Source organism: Mycobacterium sp. 2-64, from assembly GCF_035918375.1.
In the GTDB taxonomy this organism is placed as follows: domain Bacteria; phylum Actinomycetota; class Actinomycetes; order Mycobacteriales; family Mycobacteriaceae; genus Mycobacterium; species Mycobacterium intracellulare.
Genome location: NZ_CP142361.1, coordinates 2,833,518 through 2,856,855 on the forward strand (window position 1 = coordinate 2,833,518; position 23,338 = coordinate 2,856,855).

Sequence of the window (23,338 nt, forward strand, 5' to 3'; positions counted from 1 at the left end):
CCAGCGGCCCGGCTGGCGCGGGAAGGGCACGCCGATGAATTTCGCAGTGCAGCCACCCGAAATCACCTCCGGCCAGATGTACACCGGCCCTGGGGCGGGACCGATGCTGGCGGCCGCCGCCGCCTGGGACGCGTTGGCCGCCGAGCTGCAGTCCACGGCGTCGTCCTACGGTGCGATCGTCGAGGGCCTGGCCAACGAGGCGTGGGCCGGCCCGTCGGCGGTCGCGATGGCCGCCGCGGCCGCGTCCTACGTGGCATGGATGTCGGAGACCTCGGCGCAGGCGAAGACGGCGGCCGTGCAGGCCACGGCGGCCGCGGGCGCCTACGAGAGCGCCTTCGCGGCGGTGGTACCGCCGACCGAGATCGCGGCCAACCGCGTCCGGCTGGCAACGCTGTTGGCAAGCAACGCCTTCGGGCAGAACACCGCCGCGATCGCCGCCACCGAGGCCGAATACGCGGAAATGTGGGCCCAGGACGCCGCCGCGATGTACGCCTACGCCGGCGCGTCGGCGGCCGCCACGCGACTGGCACCGTTCACCGAGCCGCCCCAGACCACCAACGAAACCGGGATCGCCGCGCAGGCGGCCGCGCTGGGCGAGGCCACCGGCGTGGCAAGCGGCACCGCCGCGGCCACGGACGCGGTGGCCCCGCCGTCGGGTATCTTCAGTGACCTGCTCGAGGCCATCGGCAACGCGTCCCGCGGCTACATGGAGTTCTGGGACCAGGTGCTCAACACCCTGACCGGGTCGCCGTTGGCCGGGACGACGTGGCAGAACACCTTCGGGATCCTCGCCGACATCGGCCGGTTCAGCACCGTCGCCAACGACAGCATGAGCCCGATCAACCTCGCCATGACCGAGTTCAAGATGTTCTACAACCTGCCGGTCGAGGGCCTGGACATCCCGAAGTCCGCGCTGGGGGCCGGGCTCGGGATGCGGTCGGCCGGCGCGGGCCTGACCAGCGCGGTATCGGCGGGCATGGGCGAGGCGAACGTGGTGGGCAAGCTGTCGGTGCCACCGGCCTGGGCGTCGGCCACCCCGGCGATCCGGCTGGCCAGCGGCCTGGCGCCCAGCGCCGGCATCGCCGCGGCGCCCGCGGCCGGAATCCCGGGCAGCCTGCTCGGTCAGATGGCGCTGGGCAGCCTGACCGGAGGCGCCCTTGGCGCCGTCACGCCGCAGGTCGTGAGCGGCGGGGGCGTGCGGGCCCGCGCCGCGGGAGCGACGAAGGCCGCCGAGCCCGTCAAACTCGACGACGTCATCGCCAAGCTGCAAAAACAACCGGAAGCCGTGCAGCACTGGAACGTCGACAAGTCCGGACTCGACGATCTGCTCGACCAATTGTCGAAAAAGCCGGGCATCCACGCCGTGCACGTGTCCAGCGGAGACAAGCCGAAGGTGACGTTGCCCGACGCCCGGCTCGGAAAGGCGGGATCGGCATGAAACGTTTCGCTGCGCTGCTCGGCGCCGCCGGCGTGATCGGTTTCGCGGCGCCCGCGCACGCCGAGCCGGAGGGTGACGATGCCGCGTTTTTGGCCAACCTCGAGAGTTCCGGCATCACCTATAGCAGCCCCAGCCAAGTCATCACCTCCGCCAAGGCCGTGTGCGGGTTGATGGGCCGGGGCGAAACCGGTTTGCAGGTCGTCAGCGACATCAAGGATCAAAACCCCGGGATGACGATGGACGCCGCCGCCAAGTTCGCGGCCCTCGCCTCGAGCGCCTACTGCCCCCACCACATCACGCCCAAAGCCGGTTAGCCTGAGACTCGCCGCCCGCGGGGGGATACCTCCCGACGTCGGCGGTTCGGTTGGGCTCCACTTGCGGTTAACCCGGATTTGGTTAGCTCCCTTCGCCGTCGAGCCACCGGGAAGGAGCGTGTCGTGGAAACGCTGAGCGCCGTCGATTTCGCGCTCCGCCTGGGCGTCGGCGTGGGTTGCGGCGCCCTCATCGGCCTGGAACGGCAGTGGCGGGCCCGTCGGGCCGGCCTGCGCACCAACGCGCTGGTTGCCGGCGGCGCAACCCTGTTCGTCCTGTACGCCGCGGCCACGTCGGATTCCAGCCCGACCCGGGTCGCGTCCTATGTGGTGTCGGGCATCGGCTTCCTCGGCGGTGGCGTGATCCTGCGGGAGGGCGTCAACGTTCGCGGCCTCAACACCGCCGCCACCCTGTGGTGTTCGGCGGCCATCGGCGTGCTGGCCGCTTCCGGGCACCTGGTCTTCGCGTTGATCGGCACCGGCACGGTCATCGGCATTCACGTGCTGGGGCGCCCTCTCGGCCGGTTGATCGACCGCGACAACAGTGCCGACGAAGACGAAAGCCTGGTGCCCTATCTGGTGCAGGTGGTCTGCCGCCCCAAGCACGAGAAATACGCGCGCGCCCAGATCGTTCAGCACGCCGGTGGCAACGACATCACGCTTCGCGGGATCCACACCGGGCATCCGGCCGACGACGAGATCACCTTGACCGCCCACCTGCTGATGGACGGCGACGCCCCCGCCCGGCTGGAGCGGCTGGTGGCCGAGCTATCCCTGCTGCCGGGCGTTCGCGCGGTCCAGTGGTACGCCGGCGACGACGTGCAGACCGACGATCGTCGCTGAGCGGCGCGGCGGCCGTCGTAGTCTTACCTGTGTGAGCGCCCTCTCCGGCTTCCTGTCCGCCTTGCCCCCGCAGATGCGGGACCCGGTGCTGCTCGCCATCCCGTTCTTCTTGCTGCTGCTGACCCTCGAATGGACCGCGGCCCGCAAGCTGGAACACCTCGCGGCCGACGCCGCGCGGCCCCCGTCGGGGGCGCACCGCACCCGCGACTCGCTGACCAGCATCTCGATGGGGCTGGTTTCGGTGGCCACCACCGCCGGCTGGAAGACCCTGGCCCTGCTCGGCTACGCCGCGATCTATGCCTACGTGGCGCCGTGGCACCTGTCGGTGGCCCGCTGGTACACGTGGGTGATCGCGATTCTCGGGGTCGACCTGCTGTATTACGCCTACCACCGGATCGCCCACCGGGTGCGGTTGATCTGGGCGACCCACCAGGCCCACCACTCCAGCGAGTACTACAACTTCGCCACCGCGCTGCGCCAGAAGTGGAACAACAGCGGCGAGATCTTGATGTGGATCCCGTTGCCGCTGTTGGGAATCCCGCCGTGGATGGTGTTCTTCAGCTTCTCCGTGAACTTGATCTATCAGTTCTGGATCCACACCGAGCGCATCGACAAGCTGCCGCGGCCGTTCGAGTTCGTCTTCAACACGCCGTCGCACCACCGGGTGCACCACGGAATGGACAAGGTGTACCTCGACAAGAACTACGGCGGCATCTTCATCATCTGGGACCGGCTCTTCGGCACCTTCCAGCCCGAGCTGTTCCGCCCGCACTACGGCCTGACGAAGCAGGTGGACACCTTCAACATCTGGAAGCTGCAGACGCGCGAATACGTCGCGATCGCCCGCGACTGGCGAACCGCGACCCGGCTGCGGGACCGGCTGGGCTACGTGTTCGGCCCGCCCGGCTGGGCCCCGCGCACCGCCGGCCAGACCGATGCCGCCGCCGCGCTCGTGACCTCTCTGTAACATCGGCGCTGCGCGGCGCGAAAAGCTGAACGTGGAGGACGGTTACGCCGTAACCTCGACCTCCCGTCGGTGTCCGCCCGATGGATCGGAGTTCATGGTGCATCGCCTGGCAACGCGCGCCTTCGCCGCGTCGGTTACTGTCGCCGCGCTCGCCTCCTTGCTGCCGGCCGCGCCGGCAAAGGCCGATGTCCTGGTGTATCCGGGCATGGAGATACGCCAGGACAACCGCGTCTGCACGTTGGGATACGTCGACCCGGCCCTGAAGGTCGCGTTCACCGCGGGGCACTGCCGCGGCGGGGGCGGAGTGGTCACGGATCGGGGCGGCACCGTCATCGGCCGCCTGGCGGCCTTCCGGGACAACACCCCCAGCGGGACGACGGTGTCCACGAGCCAGGTGATCAACGATTACGAGGCGATCGTGCTGGACAACGACGTCACGGCGAACAACATCCTGCCGAGCGGGCGTCCGCTGGTCTCCGACCCCGGACTGGCGCTGGCGCCCGGGCAGCCGATCTGTCACTACGGCGTGATCACCGGGGAGACCTGCGGGACGGTGCAGAGCGTGAACAACGGCTGGTTCACCATGTCCAACGGCGTGCAGAGCCACAACGGCGACTCCGGCGGGCCGGTGTATCTGGCGCCCGGTGGCGGCCCGGGACAGCTCGTCGGGATCTTCAACAGCGTGTGGGGGGACTTCCCGGCGGCGGTGTCGTGGGGGGCCACCTCGCAGCAGGTTCGCGAGGATCTCGGGGCGCGGGACAACGCCCGTTAGGGCCCCGATCGGACGCCGTCAGCCCGCCTTGGTCAGCGCGAACACCGGAATCGTGGGCGCCGCGGCGCGGAACTCCTCGTCGCTGCTGTCCGGCGTCAGCCCCGCGACGTAGTCCTTGACCTGCCAGTACCACCGGGACAGGTAGCGCCGCAGCAGCTCGGGCTTGGCCGCGTCGTCGACCTCGGTGGCGCGAACGCGGTGCCGGCGCCACCGGGGACCCACCTCGACGACGGCCGCGGCCCGGACGTTGCGCGCCCACTGGGTGTCGCCGCGGGGCGAGACCAGGTAGTCCACCCCGTCGACGGTCAGCAGGTTGACCACGACCGCGCGCTGCTTGCCCGACTTGCGCCCACGAACGCGCAGCGCACGGGTGCCGGCGATGCTGATGCCCGCGTCGGCAAGCCAGCGGATCACCACGTTGGCCGCGCGGGCGGCCCGGTTCGGCTCTTCATAGCGCGTGGGCATGGCGGGTCCTTCCGGCGAAGCTCCTCGGAATTAACGAGAGCGGCGCTCTCGCGTTTGATGACGCTGCCACACCCCGGTTCGGAAAGCAAGAGCAGCGTTCTCGGTTGTGTCAGACTGACCGCGTGGGCAAACGCCAGCAGTCGCGGGAACAGATCGAGGCGCGCATCATCGAACTCGGTCGCCGCCAGCTGGTGGAACGCGGTGCGGCCGGACTGTCGGTGCGCGCGATAGCCCGCGACCTGGGCATGGTGTCCTCGGCGGTGTACCGGTACGTCGCCAGCCGCGACGAGTTGCTGACCTTGCTGCTGGTCGACGCCTATTCCGACCTGGCCGACACCGTGGAACGCGCCCGCGAAACCGTGGGAGAACTGTGGAGCGACGACGTCATCGCCATCGCGAGGGCGACCCGGCGGTGGGCCGTCGCGCACCCCGCGTGCTGGGCGCTCCTGTACGGCAGCCCGGTCCCCGGTTATCACGCGCCTCCGGAGCGCACGGTGGCCGTCGGCACCCGGGTCGTCGCGGCCTTGTTCGACGCCGTCGCGTCCGGAATCGCCACCGGGGACATTCGCCTGACCAATGACCTTGCGCCGCAACCGATGTCGTCGGACTTCGACCGCATCCGGCACGAATTCGGATTTCCCGGTGACGATCAGGTGCTTGCCAAGTGCTTTTTGTTGTGGGCCGGGGTGCTCGGTGCCATCAGCCTGGAGGTGTTCGGGCAATACGGCGCGGACACCCTGACCGACCCGGAAGCGATCTTCGACACCCAGGTGCGACTCCTGGTGGACGTGCTCGCCCAGCATTGACGCCTTGGAGCGCCGGCGGGACAGGGGCGCGAATTAGAACGTGTTCACCCCGGGATTTCGGGCGGGGAACGATTCGGCATGGCAAAGTCGTTCGGCCCCTTTCTGGCGGCGCGGCGGCTGGACTATTGTGCGAGACGATGACCCCTCTTCTCGAATCGCCGACGCAGATCGCCTGGGTTACCACCGACCTCGACGCGACAGAAACGGCGCTCACCGGCCTGTTAGGCGTCAGGAAGTGGGTGCGCATCCCCGACGTGCACTTTGCTCCGGACGCCTGCAGCTATCACGGCAAGCCCGCCGATTTCATCGCCAGCATCTCTCTGAGCTATCTCGGCGACATGCAGCTGGAGCTGATCCAACCGGTGCGGGGCGAGAACATCTATAGTGACTTTTTGCGCGAGTGCGGGGCCGGTTTGCACCACATCTGCATGGAGGCTGAAAGCCCCGAGCAATTCGAGGCGGCGCTGGTCCAGGCCGCCGAGCGGGGCGCCGCGGTCGTGCAGCAAGGCGTGATGCCCGGCGGAATCCAATTCGCCTACGTCGCGGCGCCGCAGGCGGGCGTGCCGTTTGTGGAGTTCGCATACATCGCGCCCGAAATGAGGGCGTTTTACGACTACATCAAACAGGAGCAGCGGCGATGAGCCGCGCCGGCGACGATGCAAAGCAGAGCGATCAGGAGGAGTGGCGCCAATGAGCACCGAGATACCGCCAACAGTCAGCGCCAACGACGTGACGTCGTGGTCCGACGAGGTCGACGTGTTGGTGATCGGCTTCGGCATCGCCGGCGGCTGCGCCGCGGTCAGTGCGGCGGCCGAAGGGGCGCGGGTGCTGGTGCTCGAACGCGCGGCCGCGGCCGGCGGCACCACTTCCCTTGCCGGAGGGCACTTTTACCTCGGCGGCGGGACCGCGGTGCAGCAGGCGACCGGCCAGGACGACTCCGCCGAGGAGATGTACAAGTACCTCGTCGAGGTGTCGCGTGAGCCCGAACTCGACAAGATCCGCGCCTACTGCGACGGCAGCGTCGAGCATTTCAACTGGCTGGAAGACTTGGGCTTTCAGTTCGAGCGCAGCTACTACCCGGGCAAAGTCGTCGTGCCGCCGGGCACCGAGGGCCTCAGCTACACGGGCAACGAAAAGGTGTGGCCCTTCTGCGAGCGGGCCAAGCCGGCGCCGCGCGGGCACTCCGTGCCGGTCCCCGGCGAGCTGGGCGGCGCGGCCATGGTCATCGACCTGCTGGTGAAACGCGCCGACGCCCTGGGCGTGCAGACCCGCTATGAGACCCGGGCGACCAATCTGATCCTGGACGACGACGGCGCCGTGGTCGGCGTCGCCTGGAAGCACTTCACCGAAACGGGCGCCATCAAGGCCAAGGCCGTCATCATCGCGGCCGGTGGCTTCGCGATGAATCCGGAGATGGTCGCCGAGCACACTCCCGCATTGGGCCAGCCGCGGCGCACCAAGCATCACGGGCTGGCGGCGCCCTACATCCTGGGCAACCCCAACGACGACGGGCTGTCCATCCGGATGGGGGTCTCGGCGGGCGGGGCCACCAAGCACATGGACGAGCTGTTCATCACCGCGGCGGCCTACCCGCCCGAAATCCTGCTGACCGGTGTCATCGTCAACAAGGAGGGCAAGCGCTTCGTCGCCGAGGACTCCTACCATTCGCGCACCTCGGCGTTCGTGCTCGAGCAGCCGGAGCAGACCGCCTACCTGATCGTCGACGAGGCGCACACCGAGATGCCCGCGATGCCGCTGATCCGTTTCCTCGATGGCTACGAGACGATCGCGGAAATGGAAGCCGCGCTTGGCATCCCGGCCGGCAACCTCGCGGCCACGCTGGACCGCTACAACGAGTTCGCCGCCGCCGGTGAGGATCCCGATTTCCACAAGCAGCCGGAATTCCTTGCGCCGCAAGACAATGGGCCGTGGGCGGTGTTCGATTTGTCGCTCGGCCGCGCGATGTACTCGGGCTTCACGATCGGCGGCCTCGCGGTGACCGTCGACGGTGAGGTGCAACGGGACGACGGCACCGTGGTGCCCGGCCTGTATGCCGCCGGCGCCTGCGCGTCAAACCTCGCCCAGGACGGCAAGGGTTACGCCAGCGGGACACAGCTGGGTGAGGGTTCGTTCTTCGGGCGCCGCGCCGGAGCGCACGCGGCGCGGCGGGCCGGGGGAGCGTAGGCGCGCGACGACCCAGCGCCGGAGCGCACGCGGCCCGAAGGGCCGGGGGAGCGTAGGCGCGCGACGACCCAGCGCCGGAGCGCACGCGGCCCGAAGGGCCGGGGGAGCGTAGGCGCGCGACGACCCAGCGCCGGAGCAGCGTAGCCGCTAGACCTGCGCGGGCTCCTTTTCGACCGGCCCCAGCTGCCACGCGCCGCCGCCGAGCAGGTGCAGCTGCTGCTCGTGGTGCTGCTCGACGGCGGGCCGATGGCTCACGCTCACGAGCACGCATTCCGGCAGCTCCGCCCGAACCAGTTGGTACAGCGCGTATTCCAGGCCGCTGTCCAGCGCGGAGGTCGCCTCGTCGAGGAAGACCGCCTTCGGCCGGGTGAGCAGGACGCGCGCGAACGCGACGCGCTGCTGCTCGCCGGGGGACAGCACTTTGGCCCAGTCCTGCTCCTCGTCCAACCGGCTGATGAGCGGCGCCAGAACAACCTTGGTGAGCACGTCGCGCAGTTGGTCATCGGCGACGCCGTCCGGCGAATTCGGGTAACACACGACGGTGCGCAACGTGCCGAGCGGCACATATGGCAACTGCGACAAGAACATCGTCTCGTTGTCGCCATCCGGACGGCACAGCGTTCCCGAGGCGTAGGGCCACAATTCGGCCAGGCTGCGCAGCAGCGTCGTCTTGCCCGCTCCGGAGCGTCCGGTGATCACCAGGCTGTCGCCCAGGTCGAGCTGGATGTCCAAAGAGTCGACCAGCTGGTCGCCCTCCGGCGTGCGCACCTCGATGCCGCGCAGTTCGACGGCGGTCTCCTCGCTGGGTTTGACGAGGATGGTGGGCAGCGCGCGCCCCTTGTCGTTGGCATCGACGAGGCCGTGCAACCGGATGATCGCCGCCCGGAAGGCCGCGAACGCGTCATAGTTGTTGCGGAAGAACGACAGTGAGTCGTTGATGTTGCCGAAAGCCTGCGCGGTCTGGGTAACATCGCCGAAGGCGATCTCCCCGGTGAACAGGCGCGGCGCCTGAATCGCCAACGGCAGCGGAATGATGGTCTGCGTCGCCGACCAGTTCCATCCGTTGAAGATAATGGTCCGGCGCACGTACCTGCGGTAGTTGTCGATGATCGGCGTGAAGCGCCGCCACAATTGGGTACGTTCGACGCGCTCGCCACGGTAGAAGCCCACCGCCTCCGCGGCGTCGCGCAACCGCACCAGGGCGTAACGGAATGCGGCGTTGAGTTTCTCGTTGTTGAAGCTCAGCCAAATCAGCGGGCGCCCAAGCCAAATCGCGACCACCGTCACGATCAAGACATAGACCAGGACGGTCCAGAACATCGCACGCGGCACGTTCGCGCCGAAGAGATTGAAGTCCCCGGACAGGTTCCACAGGATCGCGGCGAACGAGATCACCGATGCCACCGCGTTGACGGCACCGAACAGCAGGGTGCTGGTCGTCCCGTTGGACGGGATGTTCGGGGTGCCGCCCACCCCCGCGGTGAAGATGTCGATATCCTGCTGGATGCGCTGATCGGGGTTGTCAATGGTCTTGTCGATGAACAGATCCCGGTAGTAGGCCCGGCCCGCGAGCCAGTCGTCGGTGAGATGGCCCGTCAGCCACATGCGCCAGGCGATGATGAACCGCTGCGTCAGGTAGATGTCGAGGATCACCCGGGCGATGAAGATGGCCGCCAGCAGGATGAAAATCCCCAGCGAGACCCAAAAGTTGTGGATCCCCGAGTGTTTGACTTCCTCGTTGCCCGTGGCGAGCCCCTTGAGTGCCACCTGCAAAGCCGTGTACATGTCGTTGCTCTGATAGCTGAACAGCACATTGAGCCGGACCGAGAACAGCACCAGCAGTAGCAGCACGCCGAGTCCCAGCCATGCCTTGACGCTGGTCGGCCCGACGAAGTAGCCGCGCGTGATCCGCCAGAATTGACGGCCCCACGGGGTCAGGTACCTGGCTGCGACCAGCGCGGCCAGCAGACAGACGGCACCGATGACCCACGCGATGGCGAGCCACCGCAGGGAGTCCTGAAATGCCGACGACCAATCAATGGACGGTTTGAAGAGCTTCGAGTCCAATTTCGGCGTCTCCTTCTGAGGTCGGCACTTTCCCGCAAGCTACCCGAGCCCGCAAGCTACCCGAGCGGTTGTCGATAGGCTGCGCAGATGAGCATCGACGCTCCGTCCAGCCAGACCGTACATGCCGGCCGACTCGTCGCGCGCCGGCTCAAAGCCAGCGGAATCGACACCGTCTTCACGCTGTCCGGCGGTCACCTGTTCTCGATCTACGACGGCTGCCGCGACGAGGGTATCCGGCTGATCGACACCCGCCACGAACAGACCGCGACCTTCGCCGCCGAGGGCTGGTCGAAGGTGACCAGGGTCCCGGGCGTGGCGGCGCTGACCGCGGGGCCGGGCGTCACCAACGGGATGAGCGCGATGGCGGCGGCGCAGCAGAACCAGTCGCCCCTCGTGGTGCTGGGCGGCCGGGCGCCGGCCCAGCGCTGGGGGATGGGCTCGCTGCAGGAGATCGACCACGTGCCGTTCGTCGCGCCGCTGGCCCGCTTCGCCGCCACCGCGCAATCGGCGGCCGACGCCGGGCGGCTCGTCGATGACGCGTTGCGCGCCGCGGTCGGCGCGCCGTCGGGCGTGGGATTCGTCGACTTCCCGATGGACCACGTGTTCTCCATGTCGGACGACGACCCGCGCCCGGGGGCGCTCGTCGACGTGCCGCCCGGGCCCGCGCCCGATGACCGGGCGCTGACCCGGGCCGTCGGTCTCCTGGCCGCGGCGAAGCGCCCGGTGATCATGGCCGGCACCAACGTGTGGTGGGGACACGGCGAAGCCGCGCTGCTGCGCCTGGCGGAGGAACTCCAGATCCCGGTGCTGATGAACGGGATGGCCCGCGGCGCGGTCCCGGCCGACCACCCGATGGCGTTCTCCCGGGTTCGCGGAAAAGCGTTGGGGGAGGCCGACATTGCGCTGATCGTCGGCGTGCCGATGGATTTCCGGCTCGGCTTCGGTGCGGTGTTCGGGCAACAGACCCAGCTCGTCGTGGTCGACCGTGTCCAACCCGAGCGCCGCCATCCGCGGCCGGTGCAGGCCGAGCTCTACGGTGACCTGCTGACGATCCTGGCGGCGCTGGCCACCGCCGGGGGCGCCGGGCACCGAAACTGGGTCGAGGAACTCCGGGCGGCCGAGACCGCCGCGCGCGCCAAGGAGAACGCCGAGCTCGCCGACGACCGCGTCCCGCTGCACCCCATGCGGGTGTACGCGGAGTTGGCGCCCATGCTGGACCGCGACGCCATCGTCGTCATCGATGCCGGCGACTTCGGCTCCTACGCCGGCCGGGTGATCGACAGCTACCTGCCGGGGTGCTGGCTGGACAGCGGCCCCTTCGGCTGCCTGGGTTCGGGGCCCGGCTACGCCCTGGCCGCCAAGCTGGCCCGGCCGCAGCGCCAGGTGGTGCTGCTGCAAGGCGACGGCGCGTTCGGCTTCAGCGGCATGGAATGGGACACGCTGGTCCGGCACAACGTGCCCGTCGTGTCCGTGATCGGCAACAACGGCATCTGGGGCCTGGAAAAGCACCCCATGGAAGCCTTGTACGGCTATTCGGTGGTGGCCGAACTGCGCCCGGGGACCCGCTACGACGAGGTGGCGCGCGCCCTGGGCGCCCACGGCGAGCGGGTGGCCGCACCCGGCGAGCTGCGGCCCGCCCTGGAGCGCGCCTTCGCCAGCGGAATGCCCGCCGTCGTCAACGTGCTCACCGACCCGGACATCGCCTATCCACGCCGATCCAACCTCGCATGATGAGTGGGCGCCGCAGCCCACCGCGTACCGTTGACCTGTGCCTAAGACGACCCGCGCTCAACCCGGACGGCTGAGCAGCCGCTTTTGGAAGCTGCTCGGCGCCAGCACCGAAAAGGACCGCAGCCGCTCCCTCACCCAGGTCAACGACTCCTCGGAATACGACGGCGAGGCGGCCGGTCTGAGCGACGAGCAGCTGCGCAAGGCGGCCGGGCTGCTCAACCTCGAGGACCTCGCCGACTCCGAGGACATCCCGCAGTTCCTCGCCATCGCCCGCGAGGCCGCCGAACGGGCGAGCGGGTTGCGGCCGTTCGACGTTCAGCTGCTCGGGGCGCTGCGGATGCTGGCCGGCGACGTGATCGAGATGGCCACCGGCGAGGGCAAGACCCTGGCCGGCGCGATCGCCGCCGCCGGGTACGCGATCGCCGGGCGGCACGTGCACGTGGTGACGATCAACGACTACCTGGCGCGCCGTGACGCCGAATGGATGGGTCCGCTGATCGAAGCCATGGGGCTGTCGGTCGGCTGGATCACCGCAGAATCGACCAGCGAGGAGCGCCGGGCCGCGTACGGCTGCGACGTCACCTACGCCTCGGTCAACGAAATCGGCTTCGACGTGCTGCGCGATCAGCTGGTGACCGACGTCGACGACCTGGTGTCGCCCAACCCCGACGTGGCCCTCATCGACGAGGCCGACTCGGTGCTGGTCGACGAAGCGCTGGTGCCGCTGGTGCTGGCGGGAACCACGCATCGGGAGACCCCGCGGCTCGAAATCATCAAGCTGGTCGGTGAACTCAACGCCGACACCGATTTCGACACGGACTCCGACAGCCGCAACGTCCACCTGACCGACGCCGGCGCGCGCAAGGTCGAAAAGGCGCTCGGCGGCATCGACCTGTACTCCGAGGAGCACGTCGGCACCACGCTGACGGAGGTCAACGTCGCGCTGCACGCGCACGTGCTGCTGCAGCGCGACGTGCACTACATCGTGCGCGACGACGCGGTGCACCTGATCAACTCCTCGCGCGGACGCATCGCCCAGCTGCAGCGCTGGCCCGACGGGCTGCAGGCCGCCGTCGAGGCCAAGGAGGGCATCGAGACCACCGAAACCGGCGAGGTGCTCGACACCATCACCGTGCAGGCGCTGATCAACCGCTACGCCACCGTGTGCGGCATGACCGGCACCGCGCTGGCCGCCGGTGAGCAGCTGCGCCAGTTCTACAAGCTCGGTGTGTCGCCGATCCCGCCGAACAAGCCCAACATTCGCGAAGACGAGTCCGATCGGGTCTACATCACCGGCGCGGCCAAGAACGACGCGATCGTCGCGCACATCGCCGACGTCCACGAGACCGGGCAGCCGGTGCTGGTCGGCACCCGCGATGTCGCCGAGTCCGAGGACCTGCACGAACGGCTGCTGCGCCGCGGCGTGCCCGCGGTGGTGCTCAACGCGAAGAACGATGCCGAGGAGGCCCAGGTCATCGCCGAGGCCGGCAAGTTCGGCGTGGTCACCGTGTCGACGCAGATGGCCGGGCGCGGCACCGACATCCGGCTCGGCGGCTCCGACGAGGCCGACCACGACCGCGTCGCCGAGCTGGGCGGGCTGCACGTCGTGGGCACCGGCCGGCACCACACCGAGCGGCTGGACAACCAGCTGCGGGGCCGCGCCGGGCGGCAGGGCGACCCGGGGTCGTCGGTGTTCTTCTCCAGCTGGGAAGACGACGTCGTGGCGGCCAACCTGGACCACAACAAACTGCCGATGGAGACCGACGAGGACGGCCGGATCGTCAGCCCCAAGGCGGCCGGGCTGCTCGACCACGCCCAGCGGGTCGCCGAGGGCCGCATGCTCGACGTGCACGCGAACACCTGGCGCTACAACCAGTTGATCGCCCAGCAGCGCGCCATCATCGTCGATCGGCGAAATACGTTGCTGCGCACCGCGACCGCGCGCGAGGAGCTCGCCGAGCTGGCGCCCAAGCGCTACGAGGAACTGGCCGAGGAGATCTCCGAAGAACGCCTCGAGACGATCTGCCGGCAGATCATGCTCTATCACCTGGACCGCGGCTGGGCCGACCATCTGGCCTACCTGGCCGACATCCGCGAGAGCATCCACCTGCGGGCGCTGGGCCGGCAGAACCCGCTGGACGAGTTTCACCGGTTGGCCGTCGACGCGTTCGCGTCGCTGGCCGCCGACGCGATCGAGGCGGCCCAGCAGACCTTCGAGACCGCGAACGTCCTCGAGGAGGAGCCGGGACTGGACCTGTCCAAGCTGGCGCGGCCGACGTCGACGTGGACGTACATGGTCAACGACAACCCGCTGTCGGATGACACGCTGTCCACCCTGAGCCTGCCCGGCGTGTTCCGCTAGACCACCCGCCGAGCGTGCGGCCAGCCGGGCGTTCGCGCTCGAGTGTGCGCCCAGCCGGGCGCTCGGCGTGGAGTCGCGTTAAGGTCACGGCTCATGGAGCCGGTGCTTCCGCCCAACCGGGTGCTGACGGTCCCCAACGCGCTCAGCGCCATCCGCCTGGCGCTCATTCCGGTGTTCGTCTACGCCTTGCTGGTCGTGCACGCCCACGGATGGGCGGTCGCGATCCTGATGTTCAGCGGCGCCTCGGACTGGGCCGACGGCAAGATCGCGCGGTTGCTCAATCAGTCCTCGCGGCTCGGCGTGCTGCTCGACCCCGCCGTCGACCGCCTCTACATGGTCGCCGTTCCCGTCGTGATGGCGTTCAGCGGGATCGTGCCGTGGTGGTTCGTCGCGATCCTGCTCGCACGCGATGGCCTGTTGGCCGCGACGCTGCCGCTGCTGTGGAGCCGGGGTCTCTCGGCGCTGCCGGTGACCTACATCGGCAAGGCCGCGACGTTCGCCCTCATGTCGGGCTTTCCGCTGGTGCTGCTGGGCACGTGGGACGCGCTGTGGAGCCGGGTGGTGGGCGCCTGCGGATGGGCGTTCCTGATCTGGGGCTTGTACGGCTACCTGTGGGCGTTCGTGCAGTATGCGGTCCAGATGACACTGGTGTTGCGCCGCATGCCCAAGGTCGATCGCGGGTCGCGCCCGCCGGCCGTGGCGAAGGCGACCGACCATGGCTGACGTGGACCGCCGGCTCGGCGGCTATGACCCCAACGCCGGTCACAGCGCGCACGTGGCGGCCCGGCCGCAACAGATTCCGGTGCCCTCGCTGTTGCGCGCGCTGCTGTCCGAGCACCTGGATCCCGGCTACGCCGCGGCGGCGGCCAAGCGAGCTACCACCGAAGGACGCCAGCGCGCGTTCGGTTGGCTGTGGCAGGCCCTGGCCGCGCTCCTCATCGCCACGGTTTTCGCCGCCGCGGTGGCGCAGGCCCGTTCGGTCGCCCCCGGGGTGCGTGACGCCCAGCAACTGCTGTTGGGCAACGTGCGGGCGATGGAAGGCTCGGCGACGCAGTTGGCGCAGCGGCGCAACCAGCTCTCGACACGACTCGACGACGTGCAGCGCCGCGTGCTGGCCGACGATGCCGAGGGGCAGCGGTTGCTGAAACGGCTCGACGCGCTCAGCGTGGCGGCCGCCAGCACGGCGATCATCGGTCCCGGCCTGAAGTTGACCGTGACCGATCCGGGCGCCAGCCCGAACCTTTCCGACGTGTCCAAACAGCGGGTCGGCGGCAGCAGGCAGATCATCCTCGACCGCGACCTGCAGCTGGTCGTCAACTCGTTGTGGGCCAGCGGCGCCGAGGCGGTCTCGGTCGGCGGCGTGCGGATCGGGCCCAACGTGACCATCCGGCAGGCCGGCGGCGCGATCCTCGTCGACAACAACCCGACCAGCAGTCCGTACACCATCCTGGCGATCGGGCCGCCGCGCTCGATGCGCGACGTCTTCGACAACAGCCCGGGGCTGCAGCGCCTGAGGCTGCTGGAGATTTCCTACGGTGTGGTGGTTACGGTGGATGTTGCCGACGGTCTTTCGCTGCCCGCCGGATCCGTCCGGGATGTCAAGTTCGCCAAGCAGATTGGGCCATAGTGAGAAAAGTCCCGAACACACAGTTTCGCCTGTGCGAGACGGGAAACCCCGCATGATCGGTATCGCGGCGCTGGCGATCGGCATCGCGCTGGGCCTGGTTTTTCACCCCTCGGTGCCCGAAGTCGTGCAGCCCTATCTGCCGATCGCGGTGGTCGCGGCGCTCGACGCCGTGTTCGGCGGGTTGCGTGCCTATCTGGAGCGGATCTTCGACCCCAAGGTCTTCGTGATCTCGTTCGTGTTCAACGTCTTCGTGGCCGCGCTCATCGTCTATGTCGGCGACCAATTGGGGGTGGGCACCCAGTTGTCGACGGCCATCATCGTCGTGCTCGGTATCCGCATCTTCGGCAACGCGGCGGCCCTGCGCCGCCGGCTGTTCGGGGCGTGACGCCATGACCCGATCGAGCTCAGCGTGAGTCAGGATCCGACGGATCGCGACGCCGGCGCGGCGCCGGATCAGGCCGCGCCACACGGGCGTCACGAACAGCGCGGGAAACACCCCCGCGGCGGGTTGTCCGGCATGCTGCGCGGCGGCCGCTCCCGCCTGGGTTTCGGCACGCTGGCCGTCCTGTTGTGTCTGCTTCTCGGGATCGCCATCGTCACCCAGGTTCGCCAGACCGAATCGGGCGATTCGCTGGACACGGCACGCCCCGCCGACCTGTTGGTGCTGCTGGATTCGTTGCGGCAGCGCGAGGGCACACTCCGCAGCGAGGTGAACGAGCTGGAGAACACGCTGAATTCGCTGCAGGCGTCCGGCAACAACGACCAGGCCGCCATCCAGTCCGCCCAATCCCGGCTGGCGGCGCTGTCCATCCTGGTCGGCGCCGTGGGCGCCACCGGGCCCGGCGTCACCGTCACGATCGAGGACCCCGGGCCGGGGGTTTCCCCCGAGGCGATGCTCGACGTGATCAACGAGTTGCGCGCGGCGGGCGCGGAGGCGATCGAGGTCAACGACGCCCACCAGTCCGTGCGGGTGGGCGTCGACACGTGGGTCGCGGGTGCGCCGGGGTCGCTGACCGTCGACTCCAAAACGCTGTCGCCCGCGTATTCGATTCTGGCGATTGGTGATCCGCCCACCCTGGCCGCGGCGATGAACATTCCCGGCGGCGCGCAGGACACGGTCAAGCGCGTCGGGGCGCGGATGTCCGTCCAGCAGGCCGACCGGGTGGACGTGACCACCTTGCGGCAACCAAAACCGCACCAATACGCTCAGCCCGTCAAGTGAGCAATTCCCGAACAGACAGGATCACTCGTGAGCGATATCCCGCCCGATCTGCGCTACACCGCCGAACACGAATGGGTTCGTCGAAGCGGCGATGACACACTGCGGGTGGGCATCACCGACTTTGCACAGTCGGCGTTGGGCGATGTCGTGTTCGTTCAGCTGCCCGACGTGGGCGCGGAGCTGACCGCCGGTGAATCGTTCGGCGAGGTCGAATCGACGAAATCGGTGTCGGACCTGTACGCCCCGGTCTCGGGCAAAGTGTCGGCCGTCAACACCGATCTGGAAGGCAGCCCGCAACTGGTCAACTCCGATCCGTACGGGGCCGGGTGGTTGCTGGATGTGCAGGTATCCGACGTCGCCGAAGTGGAGTCCGCCATTTCGTCGTTGCTCGACGCGGAGGCCTACCGCGGAACGCTGACCGAATGACGATTGCTAATGTCCCTGCAGCCTCGCACGGCGAGGCCGACGGTGCAGCCGGCACGTGGGGGAACCGACGTTTCGGATCGCCAAGTGGTGGGCGCATTGCAGGCCGGTGCGCGGTACCGTCGACAGATCTACCTTTTGAAGACCGGCATACCGGGCAACAAGACCTGGTGCGGAGGCCGGCCGAGCGGCCCGGACAGACAACGCCACAGCGGCCAGTGAGGAGCAGCGCGTGACGGACATGGACTCAGGAAGTCAGCAAGACCAGAATTCGGACGAAGTCACGGTAGAGACGACCTCTGTCTTTCGCGCCGACTTCCTCAACGAGCTCGACGCACCCGCGCAGGCGGGCACGGAAAGCGCGGTATCCGGGGTCGAGGGACTCCCGGCGGGTTCGGCGCTGCTGGTCGTCAAACGGGGTCCCAACGCGGGATCGCGGTTCCTGCTCGACCAGCCCACCACGTCGGCGGGCCGGCACCCGGACAGCGACATCTTCCTCGACGACGTGACCGTCAGCCGCCGCCACGCCGAATTCAGGTTGGAAAACAACGAATTCAGCGTCGTCGACGTTGGTAGTCTCAACGGCACTTACGTCAACCGTGAGCCCGTGGACTCCGCGGTGCTGGCCAACGGCGACGAAGTGCAGATCGGCAAGTTCCGCTTGGTGTTTCTGACCGGACCCAAGCAGGGTGAGGATGGAGGATCTTCGGGCTAGTGAGCGCACCCGATAGCTCGGCACTGGCCGGGATGTCGATCGGGGCGGTCCTGGAATTGTTGAGGCCGGACTTCCCCGATGTCACCATCTCCAAGATTCGCTTCTTGGAGGCCGAGGGGCTGGTGACGCCGCAACGGGCCGCGTCGGGTTACCGGAGGTTCACCGCGTACGACTGCGCGCGGTTGCGCTTCATCCTTACCGCGCAGCGTGATCACTACCTGCCGTTGAAGGTCATCCGGGCGCAACTGGACGCCCAGCCCGACGGCGAGCTACCGCCGTTCAAAACCTCCTATGCCGTCCCGCGCCTGGTGTCGGTGAACCGAAGCGGGGAGGCCGGCGCGGACGCGGGAGCGGACACCTCGGCGGTGGCGGCCACGCACGTCCGGCTGAGCCGCGAAGACCTACTGGCGCGTGCGGGCGTGGACGACGACCTGCTGACGGCCTTGCTCAAGGCCGGCGTCATCACCACCGGTCCCGCGGGTTTCTTCGACGAGCACGCCGTCGTGATCCTGCAATGCGCGCGGGCGCTGTCGGACTACGGCGTCGAGCCGCGGCATCTGCGCGCATTCCGGTCGGCGGCGGACCGGCAGTCGGATTTGATCGCCCAAATCGCCGGGCCGGTAGTCAAAGCCAACAAGGCCGGTGCCCGGGATCGCGCCGACGATTTGGCGCGCGAAGTTGCGGCGCTGGCCATCACGTTGCACACGTCGTTGATCAAATCCGCCGTTCGCGACGTTCTGGATCGCTGAGGACTAGACTTCGGTCGACAGCTTGGTTTCGGCGGTAGGGCGGATTTTTGACCTCGCCGCCGCTGGGAATGCCAATCCAACCGGCGCCACGAATGCGGAGGACAGACACAAATGGGTGAGGTTCGTGTTGTCGGCATTCGCGTAGAGCAGCCGCAAAACCAGCCGGTGTTGTTGCTGCGCGAAACCGACGGTGACCGTTACCTGCCGATCTGGATCGGCCAGTCGGAGGCTGCCGCCATCGCCCTCGAGCAGCAGGGTGTCGAGCCGCCTCGTCCGCTGACGCACGATCTGATCAGGGATGTCATTGCCGCGCTTGGGCATTCGCTCAAAGAGGTGCGGATCGTCGATCTGCAGGAAGGCACTTTCTACGCCGACCTGGTGTTCGACCGCAACATCACCGTGTCGGCGCGGCCCTCGGATTCGGTGGCGATAGCGCTGCGCGTCGGCGTCCCGATCTATGTCGAGGAACCCGTGCTTGCCCAGGCCGGGTTGCTGATCCCCGACGAGACCGACGAAGAGGGCGGCACCGCCGTCCGCGAGGACGAGGTGGAGAAGTTCAAGGAATTTCTCGACAGCGTGTCTCCCGACGATTTCAAAGCCACCTAGCGCGCTCCGGGCGGATCGCGCTCGACTAACCTGGTGGGGACATCACGGATCCGTCTCAACTGGCAACGTGATGTCGACACGCTGGCGGATAGCCCGCCCAGTTGGCCCCGGGGCGGCCATACTTTGATCACGACTTCAGGCGCGGCGGCTATCGGAAAGCGTAAGCTCACTAGCACTCGGGCCTGAGCAGACGTGGCTGCGGTGCAGCCAACAACGCAGCTAACGACGAGAGCGCGATCGCGGAGAGGAACCACCGTGAGCGAGCAGCCACGCCAAGAACAGCTCAACCTAGCTGAGCAGGGCACCGACGCGAGTAGCGACCGCAGCATCACCGCGGCCGGCCCCCCCGTGCAGCCCGGCCTGTTCCCGGACGACTCCGTGCCCGACGAACTCGTCGGCTACCGCGGTCCCAGCGCGTGCCAGATCGCCGGCATCACCTACCGGCAGCTGGACTACTGGGCGCGCACCTCGCTGGTGGTCCCGTCGATCCGCAGCGCGGCGGGCTCCGGAAGCCAGCGGCTCTACTCGTTCAAAGACATCCTGGTTCTCAAGATCGTCAAGCGGTTGCTCGATACCGGCATCTCGCTGCACAACATCCGCGTCGCGGTCGACCACCTGCGGCAGCGCGGTGTTCAGGATCTGGCCAACATCACCCTGTTCTCCGACGGCACCACCGTCTACGAGTGCACGTCGGCCGAAGAGGTCGTCGACCTGCTCCAGGGCGGGCAGGGCGTGTTCGGCATCGCCGTGTCCGGCGCCATGCGCGAGCTGACCGGCGTCATCGCCGACTTCCCGGGCGAGCGGGCCGACGGCGGCGAGTCGATCGCCGAACCCGAGGACGAGCTGGCGTCCCGGCGCAAGCACCGCGACCGCAAGATCGGCTGACGGCGCGCCCCGACAGCGCGCGACCGCGCGCACCCGTGGCCGAGTAAACTGGGCCGCGCATCGTATTCGAGCGGGAGAGTTCCGTGACGGCCAGTCACGGACGCCGAAGGAGCAACACCTCTCCGTCAACCTCTCAGGCACCCGGACCGCGCGAAACAATGATGCCTCTGGAAAGCGGTGACGACCCGGCGGGTCGACACCCGCCGATGGGGAAAGGCGCCCGGGACAGGCATCCGGCGCCGAATCTCTCAGGCGCCCGGCGCAGGGTGAAGACAGAGGGAGAGGGCCGTTCGTCCTCTGCCTCGATCCGTCGTCGCACGCCTACCCAGGAGTTTCCAGTGCCCGATCAATCCACGTTCGCCGCCCGGCACATCGGCCCGGACAGCCAGGCCGTCGCCGCCATGCTCGCCGTGATCGGTGTCGACTCCCTCGACGAGCTGGCGTCCAAGGCGGTCCCGGCGGGCATCCTGGATCGGCTCGCCGACAACGGCGCCGCGCCGGGACTTGACCGCCTGCCGGCACCGGCCAGCGAGACCGAGGCGCTGGCAGAGTTGCGGGCGTTGGCCGACGCCAACACGGTGGCCGTGTCCATGATCGGTCAGGGCTACTACGACACGCTCACGCCGCCGGTGTTGTTGCGCAACATCTTGGAGAACCCCGCCTGGTACACGGCGTACACGCCGTATCAGCCGGAGATCAGCCAGGGCCGGCTCGAGGCGCTGCTGAACTTCCAGACGATGGTCGCCGACCTGACCGGCCTCGAGGTCGCCAACGCCTCCATGCTCGACGAGGGGACCGCCGCCGCCGAGGCCATGACGCTGATGCACCGCGCGGCCCGCGGCAAGAGCAACCGGCTGGCCGTCGACGCCGACGTCTTCGCCCAGACCGCGGCCATTCTGGCCACCCGCGCCAAGCCGCTGGGCATCGAGCTCGTCACCGCCGACCTGCGGAAGGGCCTGCCCGACGGCGACTTCTTCGGCGTCGTCGCCCAACTGCCCGGCGCCGGCGGCCGGGTCACCGACTGGACGGCTCTGGTCCAGCAGGCCCACGACCGCGGCGCGCTGGTCGCGATCGGCGCCGACCTGCTCGCGTGCACGCTGATCACGCCTCCCGGTGAGATCGGCGCCGACGTCGCCTTCGGTACCACCCAAAGATTCGGTGTGCCAATGGGATTCGGCGGACCGCACGCCGGCTACCTGGCCGTGCACGCCAACCACGCGCGCCAACTGCCCGGCCGGCTGGTGGGGGTCTCGCTGGATGCCGACGGCAACCCGGCCTACCGGCTTGCGCTGCAGACCCGCGAGCAGCACATCCGCCGCGACAAGGCGACCAGCAACATCTGCACCGCGCAGGTGCTACTGGCGGTCATGGCCGCGATGTACGCCAGCTACCACGGCGCCGAGGGGCTGACCGCGATCGCGCGCCGCGTGCACGCTCACGCCGAGGCGATCGCCGCCGCGCTCGGTGATGCGCTGGTGCACGACAAGTACTTCGACACCGTGCTGGCCCGCGTGCCGGGCCGCGCCGCCGAGGTGATCGCCGCGGCCAAAGCCAAGGGCATCAACCTGTGGCGCGTCGACGACGACCACGTGTCGGTGGCCTGCGACGAGGTCACCACCGACGAACACGTCGCCGCGGTGCTCGAGGCCTTCGGGGTGCAACCGGCCGAGCCGGTGTGCGCCGGCGTCATCACCCGCACCTCGGAGTTCCTGACCCATCCCGCCTTCACCCAGTACCGCACCGAGACGGCGATGATGCGCTACCTGCGCACCCTGGCGGACAAAGATATCGCCTTGGACCGCAGCATGATTCCGCTCGGCTCCTGCACGATGAAGCTCAACGCGGCCGCCGAGATGGAGCCGATCACCTGGCCGGAATTCGCCCGCCAGCATCCGTTCGCGCCGGCCTCCGACACCCCCGGGCTGCGGCGTCTGATCGCCGACCTGGAGACCTGGCTGGTGCATATCACCGGCTACGACGCCGTCTCGCTGCAACCCAACGCCGGCTCGCAGGGCGAATACGCCGGCCTGCTGGCCATCCACGACTACCACGCCAGCCGCGGCGAACCGCACCGCGACATCTGCCTGATCCCGTCGAGCGCGCACGGCACCAACGCGGCGTCGGCGGCGCTGGCCGGGATGCGGGTGGTGGTGGTGGCCTGCCACTCCAACGGCGACGTGGACCTCGACGACCTGCGCGCCAAGGTGGCCGAACACGGGGAACGGCTGTCGACCCTGATGATCACCTACCCGTCCACGCACGGCGTCTACGAGCACGACATCGCCGACATCTGTGCCGCGGTGCACGACGCGGGGGGCCAGGTCTATGTCGACGGCGCCAACCTCAACGCGCTGGTCGGCCTGGCGCGGCCGGGGAAGTTCGGCGGCGACGTCAGCCACCTGAACCTGCACAAGACGTTCTGCATTCCGCACGGGGGCGGCGGGCCGGGCGTCGGGCCGGTAGCCGTGCGTTCGCATCTGGCGGCGTTCCTGCCCGGGCACCCGCACGCCCCCGAGCTGCCCCACGGGCATCCGGTGTCCTCGGCGCCGTACGGGTCCGCCTCGATCCTGCCGATCAGCTGGGCCTACATCCGGATGATGGGCGCCGAAGGTCTGCGCGCGGCGTCGCTGACCGCGATCACCTCGGCCAACTACATCGCCCGTCGCCTTGACGAGTACTTCCCGGTGCTCTACACCGGCGAGAACGGCATGGTGGCCCACGAGTGCATCCTGGACCTGCGCGGCATCACCAAAGACACCGGCGTGACCGTCGACGACGTCGCAAAGCGCCTGGCGGACTACGGCTTTCACGCGCCCACGATGAGCTTCCCCGTGGCCGGCACGCTGATGGTGGAACCCACCGAGAGCGAGACCCTGACCGAAGTCGACGCCTTCTGCGAGGCCATGATCGCGATTCGCCGCGAGATCGATCGGGTGGGTGCAGGGGAGTGGTCCGTCGACGACAACCCGCTGCGCGGCGCCCCGCACACGGCCGAGTGCCTGGTCATCGGCGAGTGGGACCACCCGTACACCCGCGAAGAGGCCGCCTATCCGCTGGGCAAGGACTTCCGGCCCAAGGTGTGGCCGCCGGTGCGCCGCATCGACGGCGCCTACGGCGACCGCAACCTGGTCTGCTCGTGCCCGCCCGTGGAGGCGTTCGCCTGAC

At 68.7% G+C, this 23,338-nt stretch carries 22 protein-coding genes and 2 riboswitches; of the genes, 20 read left to right on the plus strand and 2 right to left on the minus strand.

Annotation, left to right across the window (positions count from 1 at the left end; translation table 11 throughout):
- The first annotated feature begins 34 nt into the window (after positions 1-34).
- The 5 genes from QGN31_RS13335 to QGN31_RS13355 all read left to right on the plus strand — a co-directional run bounded on the left by QGN31_RS13335 (position 35) and on the right by QGN31_RS13355 (position 4,331).
- Positions 35-1,438, plus strand: a complete 1,404-nt coding sequence (locus QGN31_RS13335) for a PPE family protein (protein ID WP_201409372.1) — start codon at positions 35-37, stop codon at positions 1,436-1,438.
- Positions 1,435-1,752, plus strand: a complete 318-nt coding sequence (locus QGN31_RS13340) for a DUF732 domain-containing protein (protein ID WP_201408288.1) — start codon at positions 1,435-1,437, stop codon at positions 1,750-1,752. Before QGN31_RS13335 ends, QGN31_RS13340 begins: the two co-directional genes overlap by 4 nt.
- Before the next feature lie 123 nt (positions 1,753-1,875).
- The gene (locus QGN31_RS13345; RefSeq protein WP_201408287.1) at positions 1,876-2,592 is read left to right on the plus strand and encodes an MgtC/SapB family protein; all 717 of its coding nucleotides are present in this window, start codon (positions 1,876-1,878) and stop codon (positions 2,590-2,592) included.
- A 31-nt stretch (positions 2,593-2,623) separates the two neighbouring features.
- Positions 2,624-3,559: a sterol desaturase family protein gene (locus QGN31_RS13350; protein WP_014384765.1), complete on the plus strand. Its 936-nt coding sequence runs from the start codon at positions 2,624-2,626 to the stop codon at positions 3,557-3,559.
- 94 nt (positions 3,560-3,653) lie between these two features.
- On the plus strand, positions 3,654-4,331 hold the full coding sequence (locus QGN31_RS13355; protein WP_014384764.1) for an Rv1815 family serine proteinase: 678 nt from the start codon (positions 3,654-3,656) through the stop codon (positions 4,329-4,331).
- A gap of 18 nt (positions 4,332-4,349) precedes the next feature.
- Here the strand turns inward: QGN31_RS13355 and QGN31_RS13360 are convergent, their stop codons facing one another.
- Positions 4,350-4,796: a nitroreductase/quinone reductase family protein gene (locus tag QGN31_RS13360; RefSeq protein ID WP_014384763.1), complete on the minus strand. Its 447-nt coding sequence runs from the start codon at positions 4,794-4,796 to the stop codon at positions 4,350-4,352.
- A 122-nt stretch (positions 4,797-4,918) separates the two neighbouring features.
- On the opposite strand from QGN31_RS13360, the gene QGN31_RS13365 reads away from it, so the two are divergent.
- From QGN31_RS13365 to QGN31_RS13375, 3 genes are all read left to right on the plus strand, one after another.
- Positions 4,919-5,602: a TetR/AcrR family transcriptional regulator gene (locus tag QGN31_RS13365; protein ID WP_014384762.1), complete on the plus strand. Its 684-nt coding sequence runs from the start codon at positions 4,919-4,921 to the stop codon at positions 5,600-5,602.
- A gap of 137 nt (positions 5,603-5,739) precedes the next feature.
- Positions 5,740-6,243: a VOC family protein gene (locus QGN31_RS13370; protein WP_009957622.1), complete on the plus strand. Its 504-nt coding sequence runs from the start codon at positions 5,740-5,742 to the stop codon at positions 6,241-6,243.
- A 49-nt stretch (positions 6,244-6,292) separates the two neighbouring features.
- Positions 6,293-7,786: an FAD-binding protein gene (locus QGN31_RS13375; RefSeq protein WP_014384761.1), complete on the plus strand. Its 1,494-nt coding sequence runs from the start codon at positions 6,293-6,295 to the stop codon at positions 7,784-7,786.
- Positions 7,787-7,933: 147 nt separating this feature from the next.
- Here QGN31_RS13375 and QGN31_RS13380 read toward each other — a convergent pair whose 3' ends face one another.
- Complete coding sequence (locus tag QGN31_RS13380; RefSeq protein ID WP_008257000.1) at positions 7,934-9,853, minus strand: ABC transporter ATP-binding protein/permease; 1,920 nt, start codon at positions 9,851-9,853, stop codon at positions 7,934-7,936.
- Between the two features lie 87 nt (positions 9,854-9,940).
- Here QGN31_RS13380 and QGN31_RS13385 point away from each other — a divergent pair, with 87 nt between their 5' ends.
- The 12 genes from QGN31_RS13385 (at position 9,941) to gcvP (ending at position 23,337) form a co-directional block, all read left to right on the plus strand.
- A complete protein-coding gene (locus tag QGN31_RS13385) occupies positions 9,941-11,584 on the plus strand; it encodes an acetolactate synthase (RefSeq protein ID WP_201359128.1) in 1,644 nt (547 codons plus the stop codon).
- A 37-nt stretch (positions 11,585-11,621) separates the two neighbouring features.
- Positions 11,622-13,946 carry an accessory Sec system translocase SecA2 gene (secA2, locus tag QGN31_RS13390; RefSeq protein ID WP_009957618.1) on the plus strand — a complete coding sequence of 775 codons (2,325 nt, stop codon included), beginning with the start codon at positions 11,622-11,624 and terminating at the stop codon, positions 13,944-13,946.
- 93 nt (positions 13,947-14,039) lie between these two features.
- A complete protein-coding gene (locus tag QGN31_RS13395) occupies positions 14,040-14,669 on the plus strand; it encodes a CDP-alcohol phosphatidyltransferase family protein (protein ID WP_201407371.1) in 630 nt (209 codons plus the stop codon).
- Positions 14,662-15,573, plus strand: a complete 912-nt coding sequence (locus tag QGN31_RS13400) for a DUF881 domain-containing protein (protein ID WP_038536441.1) — start codon at positions 14,662-14,664, stop codon at positions 15,571-15,573. Before QGN31_RS13395 ends, QGN31_RS13400 begins: the two co-directional genes overlap by 8 nt.
- Positions 15,574-15,625: 52 nt before the next feature.
- Positions 15,626-15,958 (plus strand): small basic family protein, encoded by a 333-nt coding sequence (locus QGN31_RS13405; protein ID WP_008256991.1) that lies wholly within the window; start codon positions 15,626-15,628, stop codon positions 15,956-15,958.
- A gap of 24 nt (positions 15,959-15,982) precedes the next feature.
- Positions 15,983-16,795 (plus strand): DUF881 domain-containing protein, encoded by an 813-nt coding sequence (locus tag QGN31_RS13410; protein ID WP_008256990.1) that lies wholly within the window; start codon positions 15,983-15,985, stop codon positions 16,793-16,795.
- Between the two features lie 27 nt (positions 16,796-16,822).
- Positions 16,823-17,221, plus strand: coding sequence for a glycine cleavage system protein GcvH (gene gcvH, locus QGN31_RS13415; RefSeq protein ID WP_008256987.1), 399 nt, complete (start codon positions 16,823-16,825; stop codon positions 17,219-17,221).
- A 238-nt stretch (positions 17,222-17,459) separates the two neighbouring features.
- Positions 17,460-17,933, plus strand: coding sequence for a glycogen accumulation regulator GarA (garA, locus tag QGN31_RS13420; protein ID WP_014382626.1), 474 nt, complete (start codon positions 17,460-17,462; stop codon positions 17,931-17,933).
- On the plus strand, positions 17,933-18,682 hold the full coding sequence (gene ftsR, locus QGN31_RS13425) for a transcriptional regulator FtsR (protein WP_008256983.1): 750 nt from the start codon (positions 17,933-17,935) through the stop codon (positions 18,680-18,682). Before garA ends, ftsR begins: the two co-directional genes overlap by 1 nt.
- Before the next feature lie 111 nt (positions 18,683-18,793).
- A complete protein-coding gene (locus QGN31_RS13430; protein ID WP_008256980.1) occupies positions 18,794-19,288 on the plus strand; it encodes a bifunctional nuclease family protein in 495 nt (164 codons plus the stop codon).
- A 255-nt stretch (positions 19,289-19,543) separates the two neighbouring features.
- Complete coding sequence (locus QGN31_RS13435) at positions 19,544-20,173, plus strand: MerR family transcriptional regulator (protein WP_008256979.1); 630 nt, start codon at positions 19,544-19,546, stop codon at positions 20,171-20,173.
- 61 nt (positions 20,174-20,234) lie between these two features.
- Positions 20,235-20,332, plus strand: a riboswitch (glycine riboswitch).
- Positions 20,333-20,459, plus strand: a riboswitch (glycine riboswitch).
- Between the two features lie 52 nt (positions 20,460-20,511).
- A complete protein-coding gene (gene gcvP / locus QGN31_RS13440) occupies positions 20,512-23,337 on the plus strand; it encodes an aminomethyl-transferring glycine dehydrogenase (RefSeq protein ID WP_201409360.1) in 2,826 nt (941 codons plus the stop codon).
- Position 23,338 lies beyond the last annotated feature (1 nt).